Annotated in this window: 25 protein-coding genes and 1 riboswitch; of the genes, 4 read left to right on the top strand and 21 right to left on the bottom strand. The window is 30.4% G+C overall.

Annotation, left to right across the window (positions count from 1 at the left end; translation table 11 throughout):
* Positions 1-22: 22 nt before the first annotated feature.
* From ACX0KU_RS07240 to ACX0KU_RS07190, 11 genes are all read right to left on the bottom strand, one after another.
* Positions 23-1,534 carry a hypothetical protein gene (locus ACX0KU_RS07240; RefSeq protein ID WP_472992209.1) on the bottom strand — a complete coding sequence of 504 codons (1,512 nt, stop codon included), beginning with the start codon at positions 1,532-1,534 and terminating at the stop codon, positions 23-25.
* A gap of 253 nt (positions 1,535-1,787) precedes the next feature.
* On the bottom strand, positions 1,788-2,204 hold the full coding sequence (locus ACX0KU_RS07235; protein ID WP_472992208.1) for a VOC family protein: 417 nt from the start codon (positions 2,202-2,204) through the stop codon (positions 1,788-1,790).
* A gap of 52 nt (positions 2,205-2,256) precedes the next feature.
* Positions 2,257-3,810: an acyl CoA:acetate/3-ketoacid CoA transferase gene (locus tag ACX0KU_RS07230; protein ID WP_472992206.1), complete on the bottom strand. Its 1,554-nt coding sequence runs from the start codon at positions 3,808-3,810 to the stop codon at positions 2,257-2,259.
* A 355-nt stretch (positions 3,811-4,165) separates the two neighbouring features.
* Positions 4,166-4,423 (bottom strand): hypothetical protein, encoded by a 258-nt coding sequence (locus ACX0KU_RS07225; protein ID WP_472992205.1) that lies wholly within the window; start codon positions 4,421-4,423, stop codon positions 4,166-4,168.
* Positions 4,424-4,650: 227 nt separating this feature from the next.
* Positions 4,651-6,126 (bottom strand): TrkH family potassium uptake protein, encoded by a 1,476-nt coding sequence (locus ACX0KU_RS07220; RefSeq protein ID WP_472992204.1) that lies wholly within the window; start codon positions 6,124-6,126, stop codon positions 4,651-4,653.
* A 3-nt stretch (positions 6,127-6,129) separates the two neighbouring features.
* The gene (locus ACX0KU_RS07215) at positions 6,130-6,795 is read right to left on the bottom strand and encodes a potassium channel family protein (protein WP_472992202.1); all 666 of its coding nucleotides are present in this window, start codon (positions 6,793-6,795) and stop codon (positions 6,130-6,132) included.
* Complete coding sequence (locus tag ACX0KU_RS07210; RefSeq protein WP_472992201.1) at positions 6,795-7,250, bottom strand: potassium channel family protein; 456 nt, start codon at positions 7,248-7,250, stop codon at positions 6,795-6,797. The genes ACX0KU_RS07215 and ACX0KU_RS07210 overlap by 1 nt, the downstream gene beginning before the upstream one ends.
* The gene (locus ACX0KU_RS07205) at positions 7,225-7,920 is read right to left on the bottom strand and encodes a response regulator (RefSeq protein ID WP_472992200.1); all 696 of its coding nucleotides are present in this window, start codon (positions 7,918-7,920) and stop codon (positions 7,225-7,227) included. Before ACX0KU_RS07205 ends, ACX0KU_RS07210 begins: the two co-directional genes overlap by 26 nt.
* Positions 7,921-7,934: 14 nt before the next feature.
* Entirely contained in the window at positions 7,935-8,300 is a 366-nt protein-coding gene (locus ACX0KU_RS07200) for a response regulator transcription factor (protein WP_472992199.1), read from the bottom strand.
* Between the two features lie 23 nt (positions 8,301-8,323).
* Complete coding sequence (locus ACX0KU_RS07195; protein WP_472992198.1) at positions 8,324-10,180, bottom strand: ATP-binding protein; 1,857 nt, start codon at positions 10,178-10,180, stop codon at positions 8,324-8,326.
* Positions 10,181-10,247: 67 nt separating this feature from the next.
* Positions 10,248-10,375: riboswitch (cyclic di-AMP (ydaO/yuaA leader) on the bottom strand.
* An 8-nt stretch (positions 10,376-10,383) separates the two neighbouring features.
* Positions 10,384-10,518 carry a hypothetical protein gene (locus tag ACX0KU_RS07190; protein WP_472992197.1) on the bottom strand — a complete coding sequence of 45 codons (135 nt, stop codon included), beginning with the start codon at positions 10,516-10,518 and terminating at the stop codon, positions 10,384-10,386.
* A 320-nt stretch (positions 10,519-10,838) separates the two neighbouring features.
* Here ACX0KU_RS07190 and ACX0KU_RS07185 point away from each other — a divergent pair, with 320 nt between their 5' ends.
* The 3 genes from ACX0KU_RS07185 (at position 10,839) to ACX0KU_RS07175 (ending at position 13,705) form a co-directional block, all read left to right on the top strand.
* A complete protein-coding gene (locus ACX0KU_RS07185) occupies positions 10,839-12,677 on the top strand; it encodes a HAMP domain-containing sensor histidine kinase (RefSeq protein ID WP_472992196.1) in 1,839 nt (612 codons plus the stop codon).
* A gap of 28 nt (positions 12,678-12,705) precedes the next feature.
* Positions 12,706-13,281 carry a response regulator gene (locus tag ACX0KU_RS07180; RefSeq protein ID WP_472992195.1) on the top strand — a complete coding sequence of 192 codons (576 nt, stop codon included), beginning with the start codon at positions 12,706-12,708 and terminating at the stop codon, positions 13,279-13,281.
* 202 nt (positions 13,282-13,483) lie between these two features.
* On the top strand, positions 13,484-13,705 hold the full coding sequence (locus tag ACX0KU_RS07175; protein WP_472992194.1) for a DUF6485 family protein: 222 nt from the start codon (positions 13,484-13,486) through the stop codon (positions 13,703-13,705).
* A gap of 40 nt (positions 13,706-13,745) precedes the next feature.
* Here the strand turns inward: ACX0KU_RS07175 and ACX0KU_RS07170 are convergent, their stop codons facing one another.
* From ACX0KU_RS07170 to ACX0KU_RS07140, 7 genes are all read right to left on the bottom strand, one after another.
* Complete coding sequence (locus ACX0KU_RS07170; RefSeq protein ID WP_472992193.1) at positions 13,746-14,888, bottom strand: acyl-CoA dehydrogenase; 1,143 nt, start codon at positions 14,886-14,888, stop codon at positions 13,746-13,748.
* 52 nt (positions 14,889-14,940) lie between these two features.
* Positions 14,941-16,371 carry an FAD-binding oxidoreductase gene (locus tag ACX0KU_RS07165; protein ID WP_472992192.1) on the bottom strand — a complete coding sequence of 477 codons (1,431 nt, stop codon included), beginning with the start codon at positions 16,369-16,371 and terminating at the stop codon, positions 14,941-14,943.
* Between the two features lie 113 nt (positions 16,372-16,484).
* Positions 16,485-17,423 (bottom strand): electron transfer flavoprotein subunit alpha/FixB family protein, encoded by a 939-nt coding sequence (locus ACX0KU_RS07160; RefSeq protein WP_472992191.1) that lies wholly within the window; start codon positions 17,421-17,423, stop codon positions 16,485-16,487.
* A gap of 20 nt (positions 17,424-17,443) precedes the next feature.
* Positions 17,444-18,229 (bottom strand): electron transfer flavoprotein subunit beta/FixA family protein, encoded by a 786-nt coding sequence (locus tag ACX0KU_RS07155; RefSeq protein ID WP_472992190.1) that lies wholly within the window; start codon positions 18,227-18,229, stop codon positions 17,444-17,446.
* Between the two features lie 949 nt (positions 18,230-19,178).
* On the bottom strand, positions 19,179-19,424 hold the full coding sequence (locus ACX0KU_RS07150) for a hypothetical protein (RefSeq protein ID WP_472992189.1): 246 nt from the start codon (positions 19,422-19,424) through the stop codon (positions 19,179-19,181).
* Positions 19,425-20,019: 595 nt separating this feature from the next.
* The gene (locus tag ACX0KU_RS07145) at positions 20,020-20,355 is read right to left on the bottom strand and encodes a branched-chain amino acid transporter permease (protein ID WP_472992188.1); all 336 of its coding nucleotides are present in this window, start codon (positions 20,353-20,355) and stop codon (positions 20,020-20,022) included.
* Positions 20,346-21,044, bottom strand: coding sequence for an AzlC family ABC transporter permease (locus ACX0KU_RS07140; RefSeq protein WP_472992187.1), 699 nt, complete (start codon positions 21,042-21,044; stop codon positions 20,346-20,348). The genes ACX0KU_RS07145 and ACX0KU_RS07140 overlap by 10 nt, the downstream gene beginning before the upstream one ends.
* A gap of 130 nt (positions 21,045-21,174) precedes the next feature.
* Here ACX0KU_RS07140 and ACX0KU_RS07135 point away from each other — a divergent pair, with 130 nt between their 5' ends.
* Positions 21,175-21,549, top strand: coding sequence for a winged helix-turn-helix transcriptional regulator (locus tag ACX0KU_RS07135; protein ID WP_472992186.1), 375 nt, complete (start codon positions 21,175-21,177; stop codon positions 21,547-21,549).
* 199 nt (positions 21,550-21,748) lie between these two features.
* Here the strand turns inward: ACX0KU_RS07135 and ACX0KU_RS07130 are convergent, their stop codons facing one another.
* The 3 genes from ACX0KU_RS07130 to ACX0KU_RS07120 form a co-directional block, all read right to left on the bottom strand.
* The gene (locus ACX0KU_RS07130; RefSeq protein ID WP_472992185.1) at positions 21,749-22,501 is read right to left on the bottom strand and encodes a (S)-benzoin forming benzil reductase; all 753 of its coding nucleotides are present in this window, start codon (positions 22,499-22,501) and stop codon (positions 21,749-21,751) included.
* Positions 22,502-22,523: 22 nt separating this feature from the next.
* Positions 22,524-22,757 (bottom strand): hypothetical protein, encoded by a 234-nt coding sequence (locus ACX0KU_RS07125; protein WP_472992184.1) that lies wholly within the window; start codon positions 22,755-22,757, stop codon positions 22,524-22,526.
* A 178-nt stretch (positions 22,758-22,935) separates the two neighbouring features.
* Positions 22,936-23,703, bottom strand: a complete 768-nt coding sequence (locus ACX0KU_RS07120; RefSeq protein ID WP_472992181.1) for a 3-oxoacyl-ACP reductase — start codon at positions 23,701-23,703, stop codon at positions 22,936-22,938.
* Between the last annotated feature and the right edge of the window lie 8 nt (positions 23,704-23,711).

Below are 23,711 nucleotides of genomic sequence, written 5' to 3'. Positions count from 1 at the left end.
ACAAATCTAATTCAATTAAAAATTACATATATTTTTTTGTCTTCATTATTCTAAAAAACATGTTTCCATACTCTTCTACAATCTGTTCTACTTGATCCACATTATACTCTACACAAAAATCTTGATTCTTTACTAAAATTAAACTTTCATTTATGTATTTAACAAGTGTCTCATTTATTATTGTATAAACATAAGGTGCAAATCCTGAAATTCCCTTTACATTTTTCTTTAAGAAAACCTTTTTATTGCTTACGTTAACTGATATTTTAAAGAAATTAACATCGTAGTTAAGTAACTCATCATTTAAGATTGTAATTTTAATATTACTATTTTTTCTTAATGATTCTACTATTTTAAGAGCATGATTTTTCCTTTGTTCTACAGTTAACTTATATCTAACATCAGTATAAAATATATCTCCTTCTTCAATATATTTCATTAGTGCAGACTTTAAGATAATAAAGTCAATTTTACTCTTTTCAAATCTTTCTTCCCATGTAATTTGCAATTTTCTGAGTAGGAATGCTGTGTCATCACTAAAACCTTGATCATAAGCTGCATCTATAATATCAGAAGTAATATCAGAAGGTAATAAAAATTCAAATCCTCTAGTAGAAACAAATTTAAACTCATCATTTGAATAAAAATCTGTTCTATAACCAGTTTGCTCTAAGACTGAAGGTTCTACACATCTTATTAGTAGGTCTCCCGTCCTAAACTTAGCAATAGTTTTATCATAAATTGTATTCACTGTTTCTAGATCTGTTATAACTGTTGCTATATCCATACTTCCATCAGCATCTAAGGACAAAATAATTGCAAATTTATCTCTAATTGTTACTATATTTAGCTTATCCATATTTTTATTATCAAAAAACTCAAATTCTACATTCCACTTCTTATTTAATATAAAATATATTCTCCATAAATAAAAGTTAGGATTTGTCTCAAATTCATTCATATCAAATCCAACTTTTGCACTAACCTTAATATCGTTAAGCTTATACTCTTTAATTGTATCAAGATTAATAGTAGAAGTGACTTTACAAATATCAACTGTAGATAATAGTTCAATATCTGTTGTCGAGTTCTCAATGGTTGTAGAAATAATATTTCTAATGAAATTAGAAACTTTATTTTTACCAATAATAATATTGCTTTCATCCTGTTTCTTTTCAGTTTTCTGATATAAATCACTCTCTGATTTCTTATACGCATCTTCTAAGAGAGTATATATAAGGTCTTTTAATATATCTTTAGGTATTGAATCACTCATGTCTAAAGATTCTTGAATTTTAAATACTTTTAAAAAGTCTTTAACTATATTTCGTTTTACTATTTGATCTGCAAAAAATATTGATGCTTTTTCATTAATATTTTCAATATTTTTAGCAGTAGGTATCTTAATACTGTTACACCATTTACTTATGTAAGATATATCGTATCCTACAACTTTAGACAACACCACAAACTTAGTATCCGTAAAACATAATAATTTTTTTAATATAGAACCGTAATTTTCTGATTTTTTCATAAAATACCTCCAAACATTAGCCAAAAACAAGTCACATTTTATAAATAAACTAATTTATGTATGAATTTGACTATATAGAATTCACGTGAGTTATCTTAAGCTATATATATTATAGCAATTATATTTTGTTAATTCAAATAATACCTGTAAATAAACTTTTTGAACAATACGAAAAAAGCTCTATGCATTTGCATAGAGCTTTTTTCAACAATAATTTAATTGTATATAATAATTTAATATATTTTTGGCTGACCTATCTTTGAATTGGTGCAACAGTTTGAACATATTCAACAAGTATTCCTTGTGAATGTTTTGGTCTTAAGAAGTTAACTATAATATCGCTTGTTCCTGGTACAGCACTTCCTTCAAGCATTGACATTCCTCTGCTTTCGAAGTCTTTACGTATAGCTTCAACATCCTCAACTTCATAAGCAATATGTGCAATACCGCCTTTTCCATTGTTAAAGTCTTTAAGCACACTACCCTCACTTGGAATAATTAATTCCACTGGGCTTTCATTTTCAGTGTATTTTGTGAATATTAAATCTGCTTTATATGCTTCAACATATCCTTGATAATCTATTTCTAAATCAAATGTTTCTAAAAATTTGTGTGCAGCTTCCATTGTAGGAACAATAATACCAACGTGGTGCATTCTCATAGGTTTCATAATTTTACCCTCCTAATTTTTAAATAAATATATTTAAATAATTTTATTTTAATTATTTTAATCCCATTTTTTCTTCTCTAAATATTCTGGTATCCATAATCTTAACTTCTTCAGCCATCTTAGGAACAAATCCCATTAAGTCAATGATTTGTGTTTGAATATCAATACCTGGAGCAACTTCTATAAGGTAAACTCCATCTTCTCTTAATTCAAATACAGCTCTCTCTGTTATATATAGTATCGGTTGTCCTTTTTTATTCGCAAATTTTCCGCTAAATGTAACTTGCTGAACTTGCTTTATAAATTTAGACTCTTTACCTTCTTGTTCTATTATTAATTTTCCATCTTCAATTCTAGTTTTTAATCCCCCTGCTGTGAAAGTTCCACAGAAGAATACTTTTTTAGAATTTTGTGTAATGTTTATAAATCCACCACAACCTGCTAGTCTAGTGCCAAATCTACTAACATTAATGTTACCTTGCTCATCACATTGAGCTAATCCTAGGTATGCCATGTCAAGACCGCCACCATCATAGAAATCAAACTGGTATGGTTGATCAAGAAGTGCATCTGGATTTAAGCTTGATCCAAATCTTGGACCTCCTTGAGGGATACCTCCAATTGGACCTGACTCAACAGTTAGGGTCATGTAATCTCCAATTCCCTCTTCGTTTGCAACTTGAGCAACATATTCAGGTGCTCCAATACCTAAATTAACAACTGTATTTTTTCTTAATTCCATAGCAGCTCTTCTACCTATAATCTTTTTTGCACCTAATGGTAGAGGTTTTGGGTTATCTACAGGAACTTTTACTTCTCCAGAGATTCCTGGTTCATATACTTGTCCAAAACTTTGTTCATGATCTTCTGGATCAGCTACTACAACAGCGTCAACATAAATTCCTGGTACCTTTACTAATTTAGGATCTAAAGTTCCTGCTTTAACAACCTTTTCAACTTGAATGATTACTACACCACCATTGTTTCTAGCAGCTTGTGCTATAGATGTACACTCAAGAGGAGTTATTTCTTTTTCAAAGGTTACATTACCATACTCATCTGCATAAGTTCCTCTGATAAATGCAACGTTTACAGGAAATGCTTTATATAAAAGTTTTTCTTTACCATCTATCTCTAGAAGTTGTACTAAATCTTCTGTTGTTTTCTCGTTTACTTTTCCTCCACCATTTCTTGGATCAACAAAGGTCTCTAAGCCAACCTCTGTAATTGTACCAACTCTATGAGCGGCAGAATCTCTAAGCATATATAGTAGAGCACCTTGTGGTATATTATAAGCTTCACACTTATTATCAACAGCCATTTGTCCTAATTTTGGAGCTGTAGCATAATGTCCTGCCACTACTCTTTTAATCATTCCTTCATGTGCATAATGATCTCCACCAGTTTTGCCATCCCTGTTACCTTGAGATGATGGATAGAACAGAGTTAAATTTTTAGGAGAACCAGTCTCTAAAAATCTTTTTTCTATTGCCTTATTTAAAGCTTCCGGATTACAGCTTCCAACAAATCCTGTTGTAGTAACCGTATCCCCATCTTTAACTAGTTTAACTGCTTCTTCTGCTGTTAGTATTTTTACTTTATCCAATATTATCCCCCCAGCACATAATTTACCTTTATTACTTTAAAAATAAAATCCGCGCAGATTTTTATTTTTAAAAGAATAAGATATAGTTTACATAAATAAATAACAAAATTTTAAAGCTTGTCTGTAATTTCATTTTAATACTAGATAAGTTGAAATGGAATAAAAGAAACTTGACTATTGTTTTGTATCTATTAGTCCAATTTCAAGCTATGAATTCAAGTTGAATAAATATGTTCAACATTGAAATTTTAATTCAACTTTTCTTGAATCTGAAAGATATATTTATTTATGTCGCAAACAAATTCTTTCCAGATTATTACTTACAGTAAACTCCTCTATAAATATATCCTTTGTATCAATAAGTTTTCAGAAGAAAGCTCAATGGCCTTATGAAATAATTCTGTTGCCTTTTTAAAATCTTTTTTACTAAAACAGAATTTACCATAACCATAATAAGTACTTGCATAATTTCAAGTATAAATCTTCCTTTGTATTGTTTATTAAAGAAAACCATGTCTGAAATATATTCTTCTAAAAAGTCTATGAGTACATTACATTTTTTTCTCCATATTGTATATTTTTTATCTAACTGGCAATGATTTAAATATACCAATACCCCCTCAAAATAAAGCCCTTGGAAATTCTCCTTGGGCTATTTTTAAGTTCAACCGTTGCTATACACTATTATTCCTGTTATTAAATCTACTGCTTCTATAAACATATAAGTTCTTTATTAATTCAAATGTATTGTATCCATCCCCTTAGACTCAAGTGCTGATTATGGGTATAAAAAAATAGATACCCTTAAAACTAGGCACCTATTATTAATAGTATAACTATTTATCTTGAAAATGCTAACTTTGTATCTTTAATTATCTTAACTATGGTGTAAAATATTATAAAGAATTCCAATCTACCAAGAAGCATTGCAATAGATTCAGTCCATAGAACAACTCCTGAGGCATTAATTGAAGTAATTCCAACAGATAACCCCACCGTACTTAGACTAGATGCGATTTCAAACATAGCATCTCTAAGAGGATATCCACTTAAAGTTATTATGCAGACTCCTATAAAATAAGTTATAACGTACATAGTTAAAAAATTCCCTAGTTCTACTATGTGGTTATCTTTGACATAATATTTTTCTTCAGGTCTAAATACATAATTCTCCTTAACTCCATATTTAGGAAGTAAGAATCCTTTTATATTCCATACTAATGATTTTACAAGTACATATGCCCTATAAAGCTTTAGTCCACCTGCAGTTGATCCAGTACCACCACCAATAATCATTAGTATAACCATAATAAGTATTCCAAAGTCATTCCAATTAGTATAGCCAACTGTAGAAAAACCTGTAGTAGATATAGCTGAAGTAGCTTCAAAAAGTGCTATTCTAAGAGATTTTCCAAGAGATCCATATAAATCTTTGAGAGTAAAGAATGCTAATAAAGGGGTTGATACAGCCATTAAGAATAACATAAATCTTACTTCACCAATCCTAAAGAACTTTTTAACTTCTCCTTTTAGAATTATATAGTGAGCTGCAAAGTTAGTAGTTCCAAGTACCATTAAAATAATAGTAATTAATTCTATTGCTGCACTTTTGTATTCTCCTATGCTACCCACTCTAGTTGAAAAACCACCTGTAGACACTGAAGCTATTGAATGATTTATTGCTTCAAATACAGACATTCCGGCCATTACATAAAGAATTATTCCAGCTAAGATGTATCCACTATATATCTTCATTATAAGACTTGTAGTTTTCTTTATATTAGGAAGTAATTTATCTGATCTAGCCTCTGCAGTATAAAGTCCCATACCAAGAGGTCCTATAATTGTTGAAAGCATAACTACAGCAAGTCCTGCTCCTCCAAAAAACTGCATTATACTTCTCCAAAGTAAAAATACTTTTGGTGCTTTAATGACATCAACTACCGACAAACCTGTCGTTGTCCATCCACTAGTACATTCGAAAACAGCTTGAGTAAAATTAAGCATACCTGATAACATGAATGGAACAGAGGATATAACAATAGCTACTATCCAAGACAAGAATACAACTATGCCTCCATCTTGTACTGTAAGCGATATATCTTCTCTATACTTAAACTTTCTTATCATTAAACCGCCTAAAAGTACAGATCCTGCTGCAGGTACAATAAAATACACAGCTTGATTTATTTCATTGGTATAAAAAAGCAAAGAAATCAGAGGTATTATTAGTACAATTCCTACTCCTACTGTTATCATTCCTATATACCTTAATATGAGTAAATATTTTTGTTTTAATTGCTCTAGGTAAAGCATATTCTATTCAATCCTTCCAGTTATTCTTTCCATTACTTTAGACTGTACTCTTGGTAAACATAATACTATAAGTTTATCATGTAAAAATATTTTAGTATTCCCATTGGGTATTACCGGATTCTCATCTCTTATTATACATCCCACTACAGAATCTTCTGGCATAGATATATCTTTTAATTTTTTATCTATTACAGGAGAACTTTCTAAAATTTCTATTTCTAAATTTATTACCTTTCCCTCTTCTATAGGTATTAAATTTATAATATCTTCTATAGATATTTTTTGTTCAATAAGAGAAGATATTATATCAGTTGTACTTATAACAGTATCAACACCTAATTTTTTAAAAATTTCTACATTATTAGGATCATTGACAACAGCAAATGTTTTTTTAACTCTAAATATCTTCTCTGAGATTTGACATATTACTAGATTATTTTGGTCCTTACCTGTTAGTGATATAACTAAATCAGTATATGCAGCACCCGCATCCTCAAGTATATAAGGCTTTGTAGCATCTCCATGAACAGTTACTATATTATATATTCTTGCAAGTTTTATACATTCTTCTTTATCACTATTTATGATAGTCACATCATATCCCTTTGATATAAAGACTTTCGTTAGGAAATATACATTATTTCCTCCTCCTACTATAATTATTTTCATTACTCCTCCGCCTTTCCCTCATTATTAATTATAATATTTTTAAATTCCAATGCCGAAAGGTTAGTAGGGCATATAGTATCTATATCTAAGTTCTTATATACTTCTTCTCTTGCTGGCTCATAGAGTCTTGTGATAACCTTAGGAACTTTATAAATAAGTCTTGCAATCTGAGCAATCATGATGTTGGTATTATCATCATTAGTAGCTGCTACTACTACATCTGCCTTATCTATTTTAGCTCTTAGGAGAGTATCTAATTCGATAGCATTAGCTTCTAGAATGAATCCACTAAAATCATCAGATAACTTGGTAAAAGATGATTCTTTTTTATCTATAACAACTATACTTTTTCCTTCCTTAGAAAGAAGGTTTGCTATGCTTCCACCTAATCGGCCACAGCCAACTATTATTATATATTCATCCTTCTTCTTATTTAACATCATTTTTAACATCATTTTTATCCTCTCCAAAATCTATTCCTCGTCTTGTATAAGCATACTCTGTTGCTCTATATAAATTGTTTTGAGCTGGCTTATATGAAGCGTCTAAAGAGAGTGCTACTCTATATCGATTTAATGCTGCAGGAATATCATTCTGATATTCTAATAAAACTCCTAGTAAATTATGTGGTTCTGGTGAATCTATATTCAGCCCTATAGCTTTCTTTAAATACTCCTCAGCTTCAGAAAATTCATGATTCTGAATACATTTCTTACCATATTGAAGGGTATCCTCATAAGTAATTACATCTTCATGTTCTATTTTCTGTCTTTCTAAGACTTCTTTAACAATTGTTCTTACCTCTTCAGGCGTAAAAGGTTTGCTTATAAAATCAATTGCTCCAAGCTTCATAGCCTCAACTGCCTTTTCAATACTTCCATAAGCTGTCATCATAATTACGTTAACTTTTATACCTTTATCTCTTATCTCCTTTAATACCTGCATTCCATTAAGACCAGGCATTTTTATATCCAGCATTATTAAATCAAAATGCTTACTTTTTATTTTTTCAATACCTTCTTCACCATTTGTTGCTATAAACACTTCATATTCTTGTTCCTCAAGACATTTTTTCAATGTAAGTCTTATATTTTTTTCATCATCAACTATTAATATCTTCTTCATAATCTTAAACCCTCCTAAAGATTTAAATATTTTTTTATTATTTCTTTTATATCATCTATTGTAAAAGGCTTTATTAAATATTCATTAGCCCCAGCATCGAAGGCTTTTTTCAGATCCTCTTGCTGATTTTTAGCACTCATAAAAATTATTGGAATATGTTTTGTTTTAATATCTTTTTTTAATATTTCACACACCATATATCCATCCATTTTAGGAAGTAATATATCTAAAAGTATAATGTCCGGCATATTTTCAAAAGCAAGATTTGCCCCTTCTATACCATCTTTAGCTGCTATTACCTCTACATCGTAGGATCTGAAAAACATTTTTAATGTAAGCAAAATATGCTTTTCATCCTCTATAATCAATATCTTCTGCATCGAGTTCTCCTTTATTGGTTACCTTATTTATCTATACTTAATGTGAAATAAAATGTAGTTCCTTCTCCTTGTTTACTGGTAACCCATATATCACCACCATGAGCGTTTATTATTTCTTTACTTATAGCAAGACCTAGTCCTACTCCTCCTGTAGCTTCATTATTCTCATCCTTTACTTGAATAAATTTCTCAAAAATCTTTTTCTGATATTCCTCCGGTATCCCTATACCATTATCTTTTACATAAGCCAGCATCTTGTTATTTCTAAACTTACATCCCAATGTTAGTATCCCACTTCCATCAGTTGGAGTGTACCTTATAGCATTACTTATAAGATTCCTAAAAACTAGAGCTATTTTGCTCATATCCCCGATTACATTATTATTTTTATTTGTAATCTCTAAGCCTAACTTTATATTTTTCTCCTTTAGTTGTAGGTTAAATGACTTGACTGTATTTTCTATCATATCCTTGATATTAAATACTTCCATATCCATTTTTATTCTTCCAGATTGTATTTTTGATAAATCCAAAAGTTCATCTACAAGCTCTTTAAGTCTTACTTGATCTTCCTTTATAACTTGAAGAATCTCCCTTTGATCTGCATTTATATCTCCCAGTACATTTTCTAATAAAAGATCTGTTCCCATACTTATAGATGTTAATGGTGTTCTAAACTCGTGGGATACCGTGGAAACAAACTCTGACTTAATTTGATCAATTTCTTTAAGTTTAGTTATGTCTTGCATAAGTGTTACAACTCCAAAATATTCACCAGAATTGTTTATAATAGGAGTAACATTAACCCTATAGTATTTGTGAATTTCATTATGTTCTATTGTTATATCTTTATAATTTTTATATTTATTGTATTCTTTATTAGATGCAACATTATTTATAATCTCAAATATATCTTGTTTTCTTATAGATTCTAAAAAGTGTCTATTCAGTACATCTCGCTCTCTAATATCTAGAATTTTTTCAGCCGCTCTATTAACTAATATTATATTATTAGAATTATCAGTAACTATAACTCCATCACTAATACTCTCTACAATACCTTCTATCTTCTGCTTTTCTTTCATCAACTTACTTATATTCAGCATTTCATAATTTTTTAGCTTATCTGCCATTACATTAAATTCATATGCTAGATTGGATATTTCATCATTTCCTTCTACATCTAGCTTTTGATTATAATTACCTTCTGCAATCTTCTTTATCTTATCTATTAAGATATATAGTGGCTTAACTATCTTTCCAGTTAAGTAAAGTACTAATATAAATCCTATAAATATTATTCCTGCTGATAATAATATTGTTGAATACGCTGCTTTAGCTGCTACACTTTTAGCATTATTTTTTTTAGCTACCATAGCTTCTTGATTTATGTTTAATAAATTTCTACACTCAATCTTTGTCTCATTAAATAAGGGAAAAATCTCATTGTAGTAGTAATCTTTATCTATATCAAACTCTTTATCTTTAGACATTTCCTTTAATATATAAAAAGACTCCATATACTTAAAATATAATTTACTTAGACTCTCTACTGTTTTAAGTTCATTTTTTTCTGTTATGTTATTCTGTGCTATAGATAGAGACTTTAAAAATTGTACTTGATTATTATAAAAAATATCTACCATCTCTTTATCATTAGCAAATAAATATCCTAGCTCTGCACTATCTTGCCTCTCTATTGATTCAATCATATTTTGTGCTGCTACTATACTTCTATAGTTAGACTGCATTATATTATCTATAGAATTATTGAGTCTTCTAAAATTAATAACAGACCATATGCTATTGATTGTTAATGCAAATATTAATATAAGATATATTGTTAGCATTTTATTTTTTAAACTATAAAATTTTTTCATAAAAGAATTCTCTAACCTCCTACCTATAAAAAGGCAAAAAAATGCCGCAGAGAAACCACGGCTATGACTTTCTCCTCTTCAACGCTTACGAGGTTAGCTGTCGGACTTGGACTGAAGAGTGTCCTATTTTTTCAAAAATTCGCCCCATTAAATTGGTTCCCCCGCTTCTATTATAGAATTCAGCATTATATTAAATTAAATATCTATTTTATTCTCTCTATCTTGTACCCTCTTCTAATCATACTAAACTTCCATATGATTTCTTTAAAAAGTGAATTAAACTTCATTTTTTCCTTGAATGAAATATTACCTTTTTTTAACTTATAAACCTTGTACATAAAAAACCCTCTCTAGACTTAATTTTTCATTTAAAAATCACGATAATTAATTAGTTTTTAAATACAAAAAAGATCATGGAAGACCCACAATCTAGGTGCTTTCGTATTATTTCCTCAATTCTAACATAGATTTTCTCCAGGCTCAAACCACCCATTTATTTTTATCTTATTCATTATATCCCCCTATAAATCATCTCTTTAAATTATCACTGCCATGCTTGTCTTACCTTCAAAAAGCTATAGGTATATTCATGTTAATTGACTTTAAAAGCATTAAGCTCTATACTAAAAATAAATTTGACTAAGCTAGGTGGTTATTAATGTTAAAAACTCTTAAATTTAAGATAGTTGCTGTTTATATTTTCCTCGTATTTACTATTGCTGTCCTAGGTATTACCTCTATACTCAACGTATATAGTCTTACTAAATCTATCGATGGACTTATGGTAAATAACTATAGAAGCATAAACGCTGCAACAACTATGTTCAAAGCAATTAAAGAACAAAATAATGCCATTAATAATTATATATTTGTAGATTCTATTAAAGGTATTGATGCCTTTCATTTAAATACAGATATATTTTACAAATGGTACAACTTACAATATAACAATGTTACCGAAGTTGGTGAGAAGGATATTGTATTAAGAATTAATAAGAATTACTCAAAGTTTCTAAAGTATTTTTCAGAGCTTCAGGAAATAAATAATAAAAACGGGACTCAGTTTGCTACTAAATATTATGAAGATTCTATATCTCCCATTCTTTTATTATTGAAAGAAGATTTAGACCTATTATCTCAGCTAAACGAAAAAGCTATGTTTAGAAGTAAAGAAACTGTAACTGTAGCAGCCAAAGAGTCTATGTACATAATTATCATACTATCTTCAGTATCAGTTATAGGTGGATTTATTATATCTAGGTATTCAACAAATAAAACCCTTAGACCTATTTACTCTTTAACAGAAACAGTCAAGGCTGTTAAGGAAGGAAATATCCACTTGCAAGCTCCAATTATATCTGAAGACGAGATAGGCGAATTAACTAAAGAATTTAATAGTATGACAATGCGTCTTCATAAACTTGAAGAAAGTAATCTTGGAAAGCTCATGTTAGAAAAGAATAAATCAATGGCAATTGTAAAGAGTATTTCTGAACCAATAATAGTTTTAGATAACAATTATAAAATTATCCTCCTTAATAAAGCTGCTGAAAAACTTTTTAATATACTTGAGGAAGAGGCTATAAATAAATATTTTCTTGAAGTTATTAGAAATGGAGAGTTATATGACTTTATTTACAATTCATCTAAATTAACTGATACTAGTATTGGCGAGAAAATTATATACCTTGATTGCGAGGATAGCGGGTATTACTTTAATACAGTTGTTACTGTTGTAAAAGATACTGAGGCAACTATAAATGGTGTAATAGTATTACTACAAAATGTTACTAATCTAAAACAGTTAGAAAAAATAAAGAGTGATTTCATCGCAACTATTTCTCACGAGTTTAAAACTCCACTAACTTCTATTATGATTGGAACTAGTCTTATTCTTGATGAAGATGTTGGTGTATTAAACAAAAATCAACAGCAAATAATCGAGACAATGAAGGAGGATGGTGAGAAGCTTGATTCCCTAGTTAATAATCTTCTTCGTCTAGCTCATTTAGAATCTAAACAATCAGTTTTTAATATAATTCTATGCTCAATCAACGAACTAATTCACACTTCTGTAAATTCTTTCCTCGAGCAGGCGCATAGCAAAAATATTAATTTACATTATGAAATTGAAAAAGATATTCCTGAAGTTAACGCTGATTGCGAGAAAATAATTTGGGTACTGAATAATCTCATATCAAATGCTCTTAAATATACTAAGGCTGGAGATGAAATAGTTGTAGCCTCTTTTGTTAAAGGTGATAACCTGTGTATCTCTGTAATGGATACTGGGATAGGTATTTCTGAAGAACACATAGATACAATTTTTAATCGCTTTATTCAAATTAAAAAACCAGATTCAGAAGTAAAAGGAACAGGTCTTGGTCTTGCAATTGCTAAGGAAATTGTTGAGGCTCACGGTGGTGAAATTTGGTGTAATAGTAAAATCGGCATTGGAAGCAACTTTACATTTACCCTGCCTACAGCCTATGACTAACTATAACACTAGAAAGGAAGTAATTTTTATGAGGAAAGCTATGGTAGTTGATGATACAAAAAATATTAGAAACTTGCTTACTACCTGTCTTGAGCTTAATGGTTATACAGTAACTACAGCTAGTAATGGCTATGAAGCTCTTACTCTGCTTGAAGCGAAATCTTTTGATATAGTTTTTTTAGATATTAAGATGCCACAAGTTAGTGGTACTGAAGTGCTAAAAAGAATGCGATCTATAGGAATAAATATACCCGTAGTTATCATGACTGCCTTTGCTACTGTACGAAACGCAATAGAATGTACCAAACTTGGTGCTGTTGCCTATCTTCAGAAGCCCTTTACTTCCGGCAAGGTAAAAGCAGTTCTTGAGGAACTAGAGAATATTAACGAAGAAGAAAAAACTATTACGGATTACATTGCCTCAAGTAAAAATCTATTAGAGTCTGGTAAAATCGAAGAAGCCTATGAAAATTTAAAAATAGCGCTTTCTATTGATCCCAGTGTAAGTGAGTGCTATGAACTTATCGGTAAAGTTTTTGCATCTAAAGGCGATGTAACTCAAGCTATAAATTTTCATAAGATGTCTCAACAACTTAAGAATTAAGAAGATTCCGCTATCCTTATTACTTAAAATATTAGCCCATCCCCTTCTTTGAGATGATAGTTTATCTGATTTGAATCGTGTAATATATTCTCATTATTCTCTTATATATTTTACCCAAATATAAATTACTAACCTTGTTGCTAATTAAATTTATCTGTTATAATAACTTTTAAATATTCTAATGCTACTAGAAGGAGTAATTATGGAAAATCAAAAACACTTTTGTACATGTAAAGATTTAAATTGTAAGCTTAACCCTCACAACAACTCTAAAGGATGCGATTTTTGTATAAAAAAGAATCTCAGTGCTAGAGAAATTCCAAGCTGTTTTTTTAAATTGATTAATGATAATATATCTAAACTTAATGAATTTACTATAGAAAGTTTCGTTGATTTCTTTCTTGAAAATAAAAAAGATGCTTAGGAAAATAATTTCCTAAGCATCTTTTTTATTTTAATGATTACTATTTAACGCCCATCCATCCAGAGATTACCATCATTTGAACTTCTGATGTTCCTTCATAGATTTCTGTGATTTTAGCATCACGCATCATTCTTTCGATTGGATAATCACTTGTATATCCGTATCCTCCGAATAATTGTAAGCAACGTCTTGTTACATCACTAGCATTTCCAGAAGCAACTAATTTTGCCATAGCTGCTAAGTGAGAGAACTTTTCACCATTATCTACTGCATTTGCAGCTTGGTATACTAAAAGTTTTGCAGCTTCTGTGTTTGCACGCATTTTAGCAAGTTCGAATTGTGTATTTTGGAATTTTGAAATTGAACGTCCAAATTGAACACGTTCGTTAACATATTTAATTGTTTCTTCGATTGCACCTTCTGCAATACCAAGAGCTTGTGCAGCAACACCAATACGTCCTCCATCAAGAGTTGACATTGCTATACCAAATCCTTTACCTTCTGCTCCTAAAAGATTTTCTTTTGGAACTTTACAGTTATCAAATACTAACTCACATGTAGCAGATGCACGGATTCCTAATTTTAATTCATGAGTTCCAATAGTGAACCCTGGGTAATCTTTTTCAACTATGAATGCTGACATACCTTTTGTTCCAGCACTCTTATCTGTCATAGCAAGAATAATATATACGCCTGCATGACCTGCATTAGTTATAAATATTTTGCTACCATTTAATACATAATGATCTCCTTCTAATGTAGCTGTTGTTTTTCCCATAGCAGCATCAGTTCCAGCAGAAGGTTCTGTTAATGCAAATGCACCTAACATTTCACCTGAAGCAAGTGGTTTTAAATATTTTTCTTTTTGTTCTTCTGTACCATACTTAAAAATAGGTGTTGCACAAAGACTTGTGTGAACAGATACTATAATACCTGTTGATGCACAACATTTAGATAATTCTTCAACACATTGTACGTAGCTTAATGTATCCATTCCAGCTCCGCCGTATTCTTCTGAGAATGGTATTCCAAATAACCCCATTTCAGCCATTTTTTCTACATTTTCTTTTGGAAAACGCATAGTTTCATCGATTTCTTTTGCTATCGGTTTTACCTCATTTTGTGCAAAATCACGATACATTTCTTGTAATTGTTGATGATTTTCACTTAATCTAAAGTCCATGTTAATTTCCTACCTTTCTATTATATATATCTATTTATGTCAACCTTTTTTACTAGTTGTTGGCACCTGTATCACATACTTTACCTGGGTTCATAATATGATTAGGGTCGAAGGCTTTTTTAATACCCTTCATTAAATTCATATTTACTTCTCCAATGCTTTCTAATAAGTAATCAACTTTTCCACTACCTATTCCGTGTTCTCCTGAAACAAGACCACCAACTTTTGTTGCTTCTGGATAGATAATGTCGAAGAATTTTTCAACTCTTTCTTTGAATTCTTCTTCATTTAAATCATTACTGCATTGGTATATATGAAGATTTCCATCACCTGCATGACCAAAGCTCTTAATAGTAAGACCACATTCTTCACCAGTTTTATTTACAAACTCAAGATAAGAAGCAATTTTATCTATAGGAACTACAACATCACATTCATCTAATAACTTTGTTTCTGCCATAATTGCTTCTAAGAAGCTTGAACGAGCTGCCCATGCATCTTTCATCTTAGCAGGTGTATCAGCTACAAGAACATCGATTGCTCCTTCTTCTAATACCAATTCACTAGCTTGCTCAATAAGATTATTTAACTCATCTTCATTGCTTGCATCTAAAGTAACAAGTAAATAAGCATTTGCAGTTACTCCATCAATTACTTGTGGGAATGTGCTTTTTCCAATAAATCTTTCACTTGAAAGAACAATTTCTCTTTCCATAAATTCTAATGCTTGTGGATCTATATTTGCCATTTTAATTTTAGGAACAGTAGAAATACAATCATGTAAATTTTCAAAAGGAATGATTAAACTAGCAACTGCCTTTGGTGCTGGCATAGTTTTTAAAGTAAGTTCTGTAATAACTCCAAGTGTACCTTCAGAACCAACCATCAAATCTATAAGGCTATAACCTGAACTTGTTTTTGATACTGTAGCTCCAAATTTAGTAATTTCTCCTGTTGGAAGAACTACTGTCATTCCACGTACATAATCACGTGTTGCACCATATTTAACAGCTCTCATTCCACCTGCATTTGTGGAAACATTTCCACCTAAACAAGCAGACTTTTCCCCTGGATCTGGAGCGTATAATAATCCATGTTTTAAACAATCCTCTGCAAGAGCACTTAATAAAACACCAGCTTGAACATGAACAACAAAATTTTCCAAGTCATAAGAAAGTATTTTATTCATTTTTGTAAGATCAATTAAAACTCCACCATAAAGTGGAACTGCTCCACCTACAAGTCCCGTTCCTGAACCTCTTGGTGTTACTGGTATTTTATTTTCATTACATATTTTTACTACTGCAGCAACTTCTTCTGTAGAATGTGCTATAAATAAGGCTTCTGGCATTTGTGTTCCATAGATACACATCTCATCATGACAATAATCATTATTGACATCCTCACCTGTTAAAATGTGTCCAGGAGCTGCCTCCCTTAATTTTGCGATTAATTCTTCCGTCAATTTATTATACTCAGCCATAATAATCCTCCCTTTCTAATTTTTTTTTGGAATTGATTGTATCTATACATAAAATTTAATTGTAAGTAATTTTTGTTTTTATTCCTAACTTAATGAAGAGAAAAATTGTTATCTTACTCTGCTTTAGCTTTCTTCATTTCCTCAATCATAAGTGGAAGAATCTCAGTTACATTTCCAACGATACCTACGTTAGCGATTTCAAAAATCGGAGCTTCTTCATCTTTATTGATTGCCACAATATAATTAGAACCTGACATTCCAGATGTATGTTGTGTTGCTCCAGAAATACCACATGCAATATAAAGTTTTGGTGATACAATCTTTCCTGATTGACCAACTTGGTGTGCACGAGAAATCCATCCGTCTTCGATTGGTGGTCTTGTTCCACCTACTACACCGCCAAGTACACGTGCTAATTCTTTAACAAGTTCGAAATTTTCTGCACTTCCCATTCCACGTCCACCAGCAACAATAACTTCTGCTTCTTCTAAATTAACTGATTCAGAAATTTCTTTTACTGCATCAATAATTTTTGCCTTAACAGCATCAGCTGAAACTTCTACTTTTTTCTCTGTAACAGCTGCAACTGAAGTAGCTTCTGGCTTTGCAAAACTTCCACCTCTAACTGTAACTACAGGTGTACCTTCTACTTCTATACGTTCTAAAATTGTTCCGCCGTAAGCTGGTCTAGTGTATATAACTTTACCATCAACTTTGTTCATTCCTACTACGTCACTTACACATCCTAAAGACATACGTCCTGCAACACGTGGTGCAATATCTTTAGCTAATGCTGTATTTGCGAATAGAACTATATCTGAATTTTCTTCTTTTATAGTTTGCGCTAATACTTCTGTTAAAGTGTCTCCGTCTGTAGCAGCATCTATAAAAGTAACTGGAACTCCTAAAGCAGCTACTGTATCTGCAGCAGCTCTGTTACCTACGATAAGAGCTGTTCCTTCTGCATCTAATGATTTTGCTGCACTAACTAATTCAAGGCTTGCGCCTAATGCTTTTTCTCCATCTGTTTCAATAAACAATAATGCTTTCATACTTTCGTTTTCCCCCTTAATTAGATTGCCTTATCCTTTTTCATTTGCTCCATAGCAGCACTTATTGCTAATGTAACATCTTTTTCTTGAATTTTGATGCCAGCCTCTCTCTTAGGAGGTTCAACGTATTCAACTAAGCGAACTTTTGCTTGTTTTAACTCTCCAATTTCTGCTGCTGAATAAGTTGGAACAACCGCTTTACGGCTTGCCATCTTATTTTTAATAGTAGGGTAACGTGGATCATACTCTGGTTTACTTACTGTAACTACAGCTGGAGTTCCTAGAGAAACCACATTATATCCTTCTTCAGTTTCTTGATTAATTTGTATGCCGCCATCTTTTAAATTAACTTCAATCGCGCCACCAACAAAGCCTGTCCCTAATTTCTCAGCAAGCATTGCTCCTACATGACCATTGATTTCATCTGTAGATTCTTTTCCACAAAGGATTAAATCAAATTTTTGACCTTTATCTGTTTCAATTTTATGAATAGCATTTGCTAAAACATCAGCTGCTGAAAGAGCATCTAAATCTGCATATGAATCATCTTTTACAAAGAATGCTTCTTTAGCGCCTACAGAAAGACAATTTTTCAATGTATTTATAGAGTCTTCTGCTCCAATGTTTAATACACTAACATTTCCTCCATTAGCTTCCATAAAACGAACTGCTAACTCTAATGCATACGTATCAAATGCATTCGCTACTAAGCTAACTCCATTTAAATTAGGTTTGTTTACCTTGTTATCCAAACGGATTTCAACTGAATCATCTGGAACCTGTTTTACACATATCAGAATCTGCATACTTTTTACCTCTCCTTTAAACTTTTGCTTTATTATATACTTTTACATTTATTGAACTGTTTTTTGTGATAGAGCCATCATATATTTGAATTTTATAAAATGTTATTTTATAAAAATTGTTTTAATAAAAAGTATTATTTACTGGCCCTACCAATTTATAATTAAAATTTTAGCATAGTATAATAAATGTTTCAATGATTTATATAATTTTTTTAGTGCCATATATTATTTTTTTTTATAACTTAGGTAATAAATATATCCCTAGTATAGATTTTAATTCATCTTATGTAAAAATTTATAAACTTTAAAATTTTACATAAGCATTATAGTTCAATAATTAGGTTTAAATATATTAGAATTTAAACTCTAATTTACCTTTACTATTCTACACTACTTTTAAAAAAAATTAAAGCTCCCAAAAATACCAAATATTTCTTAATCGCTGATATTGTTATCGATTACCCTTTCATTTATAGTAGACATTTAGCACTATAATTAGTATTTACGAAAGATCCACAATTAATACATTAGTAATACTTTTTGAAAGTTCATTTTTTTTTAAAGATATAACGAACAAAACATTATTCAAACACGAACAATGAAAATTATAACTAGTGTTTCTTCAGTCTTATTCGCTATAGGTGTAATTCTAAAAATATATATATTTCAAATTACCTTATTTCTATGCTCTATTCATTATATATTAGACTTTATTTAAATGCTATATTTAATTTTTCTTTGAATGTTTTAATAAAAAACATCGTTATTTATATGTCAAAGTTATTATTATAATAACTATAGTTTAATGAATGTTATTCTATTATATTTAGTTAGTATTCGCAATTATTTAGTTATATTTTCTACAATATTTCAATTTGGGGTTTCCTCATTCTACTCCATGATGAAAAATTAGTACTTCTAATAATTCTATAAAAAACATATATACTGACTACCGGAATAGCCACCATACTCCTTCCTTATCTCCTCTTTCCAAATTGAATCCTAATTCATCTGCAACTTTTATTACTTCTTCCTCCGTACAAATACTCGAAAAATCTATCTCTATCTGATTATTTTTAAAACCCTTTTTATTTAATTCTTGCTTTATATAACCTTTAATATTTGCAAGGTTATCTTTATTTGTTTTCACTTGTCTAGCATGAAATATCTTTTTTATAACTGATTTAATAGGCATAACTTTTTATCCTCCTAAGATTGTGTTTAGATTATCATATTTTACTATGGTGCCATAACATTAGAATATTATTTGTTCTATATTCATTGACTGATAAAAATTTCACTAAAACATGAATATACTGTCTCATCAATATTTCTCCTACCTAACAATTTAAAATTTTTTTTACTTATCTAAATCTTATATCTTAGCTTTATATTGATAAAATATTATCATATAATTCTATAAAACTTTCCTTTTTTCTTGAAAATATGAATGATTTTTTATATAAAGAGTAATATCTTTTATTATTTTATTTCTACTTTTATACTCCATATATGTATAATTGACCCTTAACTTGTTAATAATTTAGATACCATGTTATTTTCCATTACCTAACGATAAAGCCCAAGGAGATTTCCTAGGGCTATTTTTATTTATACGAATATTTATTTGTTCCTAGCTCACAATCATATAACGACATGTACATAATAATCCTTCATTCATAAAATATGATTACTATTGAAATAAGCTAGTTTCCAATTTAATACTGGTACGATGCTTTATTATAAGATTGTGAAGTAGCGGAAATAATATTCTCACAATATACACTAATTCAAATAAATATAAACTGAGCAAGTAACATATAAAATACCGTACCACCACCAATACTAAGTAGTGTATTTCTCTTCCATATATGAATAATTACAATAGCAATAATTACTATAAATTCAGGCAATCCAAAAGGAAAAGTAGAAACAGAAACTTCTTTTACACAATAAATAACCAACATTCCAATAATTGCATATGGTAGTACACTACCTAAGTATACTATGTATTTAGGAGTTTCCTTATTAGCTGGAAATAATATAAATGGAATTACTCTAGTTAAAAATGTTATAAAAGCTATTAGTATAATTATAATCAAAGATTGCTGCACTGTTAATACCATACATCGTTCCTCATTTCTATTGGTTTTCTAAATGCTGTTAAAGTAATTAAAATTAAGATCATTGATGGTATAATAAAATTACTACTTCCAAAAATAATAAGACATAATAATGACGCACAAATCCCTATAAATGCTGGAATATTATTTTTATTTGACTTCCACTGTTCCACGAATATTACTACAAATAAAGCCGTCATAACAAAATCAATCCCCTTGGTATTAAAAGACCATACTGAACCTATAATTGCACCAATTAATGAACCTATTATCCAATAAAAATGGTCTAGCAAAGCGATGAAGAAATAGAACCAATTTTTATTTACATCTTGCGGTGGCTCTGCTGAGGTAAGCAATGAGAAAGTTTCATCTGTAAGAGAGAAAATCATGTAAAACTTTTTCTTCCCCATATACTTAAACTTATCGAGCATAGATAATCCATAAAACAAATGACGAGCATTAATCATAAAAGTCATAACCACTACAGCTACAATATTAAAGCCACTTGTTAAAAGGTTAATTGCTACAAACTGCATAGAACCTGCATAAATACAGCTACTCATCAGTATTGCCCACCAAAAATTATATCCCTTACTTCTTAGTAGTATTCCAAATACCATTCCTATAAATAAATATCCCATCAAAATGGGAATGGTATTTGGAAATGCCGATTTTAATGCTTTTGTTTTCATTAGTCAGTCCTCCTAATTTAAAGCTCATTTCTCCTTTTTCTTTTAATATATTTAGTGTTATAATTAGTATAAATACTAGGGAACAAATATACAAGTAAGCACATTTTTGTGCCTTAAACAGGAGGATTTTATGTCAGATAATAAAGAACAAGACGCTATTAATGCGAGAAATTGCGTGATGATATATTCTATGGAAATTATCGGTGGAAAATGGAGACTACCAATATTATGGAAATTATATCAAAATAAAACTATGCGTTATAATGAACTTAAAAGAAATCTAGTAGGGATTACGAATATTATGCTTACAAGATCACTACAAGCTTTGGAAGAAAATGGGCTTGCGAATAGAGTTGAATTAAACCAGATTCCACCCCGAGTAGAATATTCATTAACAGATAACTGCTTACAACTTGCACCTGCATTGGAAGCTATTTTTAATTGGGGAAAAGAGATGATGACAAAAGAGAATATGACTTTACAGACTACTAGCCAAAGAAAATGATAAGTGCTTGCAATGATATGAAACAGAAATGCTATCTTTTATTTTAGTTGTCTAGATAAATTAAAGTATGTATTGTTAATTTATGCCCTAATAATATCATCATTCCATTTAACCATTGTTAAAGTTAAATGAAATAAGGCCAGGATACAAACTATCTCTAAAGAAAGTTGTATCCTGCCCTCTAAATATTTGTTTCCTCTTATAATTTATAAATATCAAGTATACCACCGTTTTTAAAATCTTCAGCAAATAAAATATCTGTAACCTTTTCAGCAACATATGCTGGTTGTAAAAGACGTCCTTTTTCTTTCAATCCTACAAATGTATTTATTAATGGGAAATCCTCTTTCTTAGAAGATCTAATTTGCACTTGCATTTCTGTATCTACAACTCCTGGAGCAAAAGATAATATCTTAGTTGGGAACTCTAATTCATTTTGCTCAGCTCCTACACATTGCGTAAACATATCTAATGCAGCTTTAGATGTGCAGTAACATCCCCATCCTGGATATGGACTTTTAGCAGCCGCTGAAGAAATATTTATTATTCTTTTTTCTATTTTAAGGTCATTTGTCTTTCTTAAGAATGCTATAGTTAATACCATAGGTGAAATTAGATTAACATTAACACTTTTTTGTATTTCATTAGTTTCAACTTTTTCTACTAATTTAATCGGATCAACAACACCTGCGTTATTAATCATATAGATAGCTTTAGCATTAGTTGTATCTATATTAGAGAATATTTTTTCAGCTAAAGCCTCTGCTCCATTTGTATCATTTAAATCATACTCAATATAGTCTAGTTTTACATCATTTTTTGCTGCTTCTTCAATTAAAGTATTGTTTTTAGTTCTTGAGATACAGATTAGATGGTTATCTTTGTTCATTAATTTTTGAGTTAAAGCTTCTCCTAATCCTTTTGATGCACCAGTGATTATAATATAATTCATTTTAATTTCCCTCTTTCTAATTTTATTTTTTATTAAAAAATTTTATTTTAAAAATTAATATCCCTTTAGAATACTCCTTATCCTCATATAAATCAATGTGTTCAATATGTACATCAACAGTTACTATAAATAGAATAGAAATAACTACTATAATAATAAAAACTGATACTATTAATATACTACATCTAGTACCAATTCTCCTTCTATATTTCAATTTTTCTATCACGATGCCGTAATTTATATATAATTTATTCACTAGTAAATCCTTCCCTTATGAGTAGATTATTATGCTTGAAGAATTAAATCTAGTGGGAGCACATAAAAATAACTAGTATGAGAGTCGTTCTCATCATACTAGTTATTAATTATATCAATAGAAAATTACTGAAATATTTTTCTATGTATAAAATACAGCTCCTGGAGGATTTGGTCTCTTACCCCATAATCAAACCACCATCTACATACAAGGTCTGCCCAGTCATAAAGCGGCTCCAATCTGAAGCTAAAAACAGAACAGGACCAGCTATGTCCTCAGGACAAGCGATTCTTCTAAGGGGAGTTTGGGCAATAATCATTTCTTTTACTTCTTCTTTCGTTTCCCTACTTGCATCTGTGGGGTATACTAAACCTGGTGCAACACAATTAACCCGTATACCAAACTGACCTAAATCTGCTGCCAGATTACGACTATACCCTACAAGAGCTGATTTAGCTGTAGTGTATTCATGGTAAGGAACGATGGGCCTTGCTACTAGATTGGTAACGATATTAATAATACTTCCCTGACTCCTCTTTTTCATGTTGGGAAGAACAGCCTGACAAACATTATGCGTTGAACGTAAAGCACCATCTATTTGACCCTGATAATCCTCCCAGTCTAGTTCCCAGGCAAGTTTTCGCTTATCAGGATTAAACACATATTGTTTAAATGCATTATTAACTAAAACATCAATTTTCCCTACTTCTAACAGAATCTCTTCAACCATATCCCTAACGGCATTATTGCAGGTTACATCTGCTTGAATGGACCAGGCGTCACCGCCAAGATCTTTACAAGAATTAACTACTTGCTCTGCTGCCTCTTTGTTTTGCAGATAATTAACTATTACAAAAGCCCCTTCTTTTGCAAAAGATTTTGCAATTTCTGCCCCTATGCCTCTGCTTGATCCTGTAACAAGAATAATCTTATCCTTAAAAATCATTTAGGACT

This window comes from Clostridium sp. X (assembly GCF_055755365.1).
This window is presented reverse-complemented; position numbering and strand designations above follow the sequence as displayed.

Excerpts from the sequence above, each read along its gene's own strand:
- ACX0KU_RS07135 (WP_472992186.1), top strand. The coding sequence starts at position 21,175 with ATGTCAGATAATAAAGAACAAGACGCTATTAATGCGAGAAATTGCGTG.
- ACX0KU_RS07155 (WP_472992190.1), bottom strand. The coding sequence starts at position 18,229 with ATGCAGATTCTGATATGTGTAAAACAGGTTCCAGATGATTCAGTTGAA.
- ACX0KU_RS07205 (WP_472992200.1), bottom strand. The coding sequence starts at position 7,920 with ATGAAGAAGATATTAATAGTTGATGATGAAAAAAATATAAGACTTACA.
- ACX0KU_RS07180 (WP_472992195.1), top strand. The coding sequence starts at position 12,706 with ATGAGGAAAGCTATGGTAGTTGATGATACAAAAAATATTAGAAACTTG.
- ACX0KU_RS07190 (WP_472992197.1), bottom strand. The coding sequence starts at position 10,518 with ATGTACAAGGTTTATAAGTTAAAAAAAGGTAATATTTCATTCAAGGAA.
- ACX0KU_RS07220 (WP_472992204.1), bottom strand. The coding sequence starts at position 6,126 with ATGCTTTACCTAGAGCAATTAAAACAAAAATATTTACTCATATTAAGG.
- ACX0KU_RS07145 (WP_472992188.1), bottom strand. The coding sequence starts at position 20,355 with ATGGTATTAACAGTGCAGCAATCTTTGATTATAATTATACTAATAGCT.
- ACX0KU_RS07120 (WP_472992181.1), bottom strand. The coding sequence starts at position 23,703 with ATGATTTTTAAGGATAAGATTATTCTTGTTACAGGATCAAGCAGAGGC.
- ACX0KU_RS07170 (WP_472992193.1), bottom strand. The coding sequence starts at position 14,888 with ATGGACTTTAGATTAAGTGAAAATCATCAACAATTACAAGAAATGTAT.
- ACX0KU_RS07235 (WP_472992208.1), bottom strand. The coding sequence starts at position 2,204 with ATGAAACCTATGAGAATGCACCACGTTGGTATTATTGTTCCTACAATG.
- ACX0KU_RS07210 (WP_472992201.1), bottom strand. The coding sequence starts at position 7,250 with ATGATGTTAAAAATGATGTTAAATAAGAAGAAGGATGAATATATAATA.
- ACX0KU_RS07175 (WP_472992194.1), top strand. The coding sequence starts at position 13,484 with ATGGAAAATCAAAAACACTTTTGTACATGTAAAGATTTAAATTGTAAG.
- ACX0KU_RS07200 (WP_472992199.1), bottom strand. The coding sequence starts at position 8,300 with ATGCAGAAGATATTGATTATAGAGGATGAAAAGCATATTTTGCTTACA.
- ACX0KU_RS07185 (WP_472992196.1), top strand. The coding sequence starts at position 10,839 with ATGTTAAAAACTCTTAAATTTAAGATAGTTGCTGTTTATATTTTCCTC.
- ACX0KU_RS07140 (WP_472992187.1), bottom strand. The coding sequence starts at position 21,044 with ATGAAAACAAAAGCATTAAAATCGGCATTTCCAAATACCATTCCCATT.
- ACX0KU_RS07150 (WP_472992189.1), bottom strand. The coding sequence starts at position 19,424 with ATGCCTATTAAATCAGTTATAAAAAAGATATTTCATGCTAGACAAGTG.
- ACX0KU_RS07165 (WP_472992192.1), bottom strand. The coding sequence starts at position 16,371 with ATGGCTGAGTATAATAAATTGACGGAAGAATTAATCGCAAAATTAAGG.
- ACX0KU_RS07240 (WP_472992209.1), bottom strand. The coding sequence starts at position 1,534 with ATGAAAAAATCAGAAAATTACGGTTCTATATTAAAAAAATTATTATGT.
- ACX0KU_RS07215 (WP_472992202.1), bottom strand. The coding sequence starts at position 6,795 with ATGAAAATAATTATAGTAGGAGGAGGAAATAATGTATATTTCCTAACG.
- ACX0KU_RS07130 (WP_472992185.1), bottom strand. The coding sequence starts at position 22,501 with ATGAATTATATTATAATCACTGGTGCATCAAAAGGATTAGGAGAAGCT.
- ACX0KU_RS07195 (WP_472992198.1), bottom strand. The coding sequence starts at position 10,180 with ATGAAAAAATTTTATAGTTTAAAAAATAAAATGCTAACAATATATCTT.
- ACX0KU_RS07160 (WP_472992191.1), bottom strand. The coding sequence starts at position 17,423 with ATGAAAGCATTATTGTTTATTGAAACAGATGGAGAAAAAGCATTAGGC.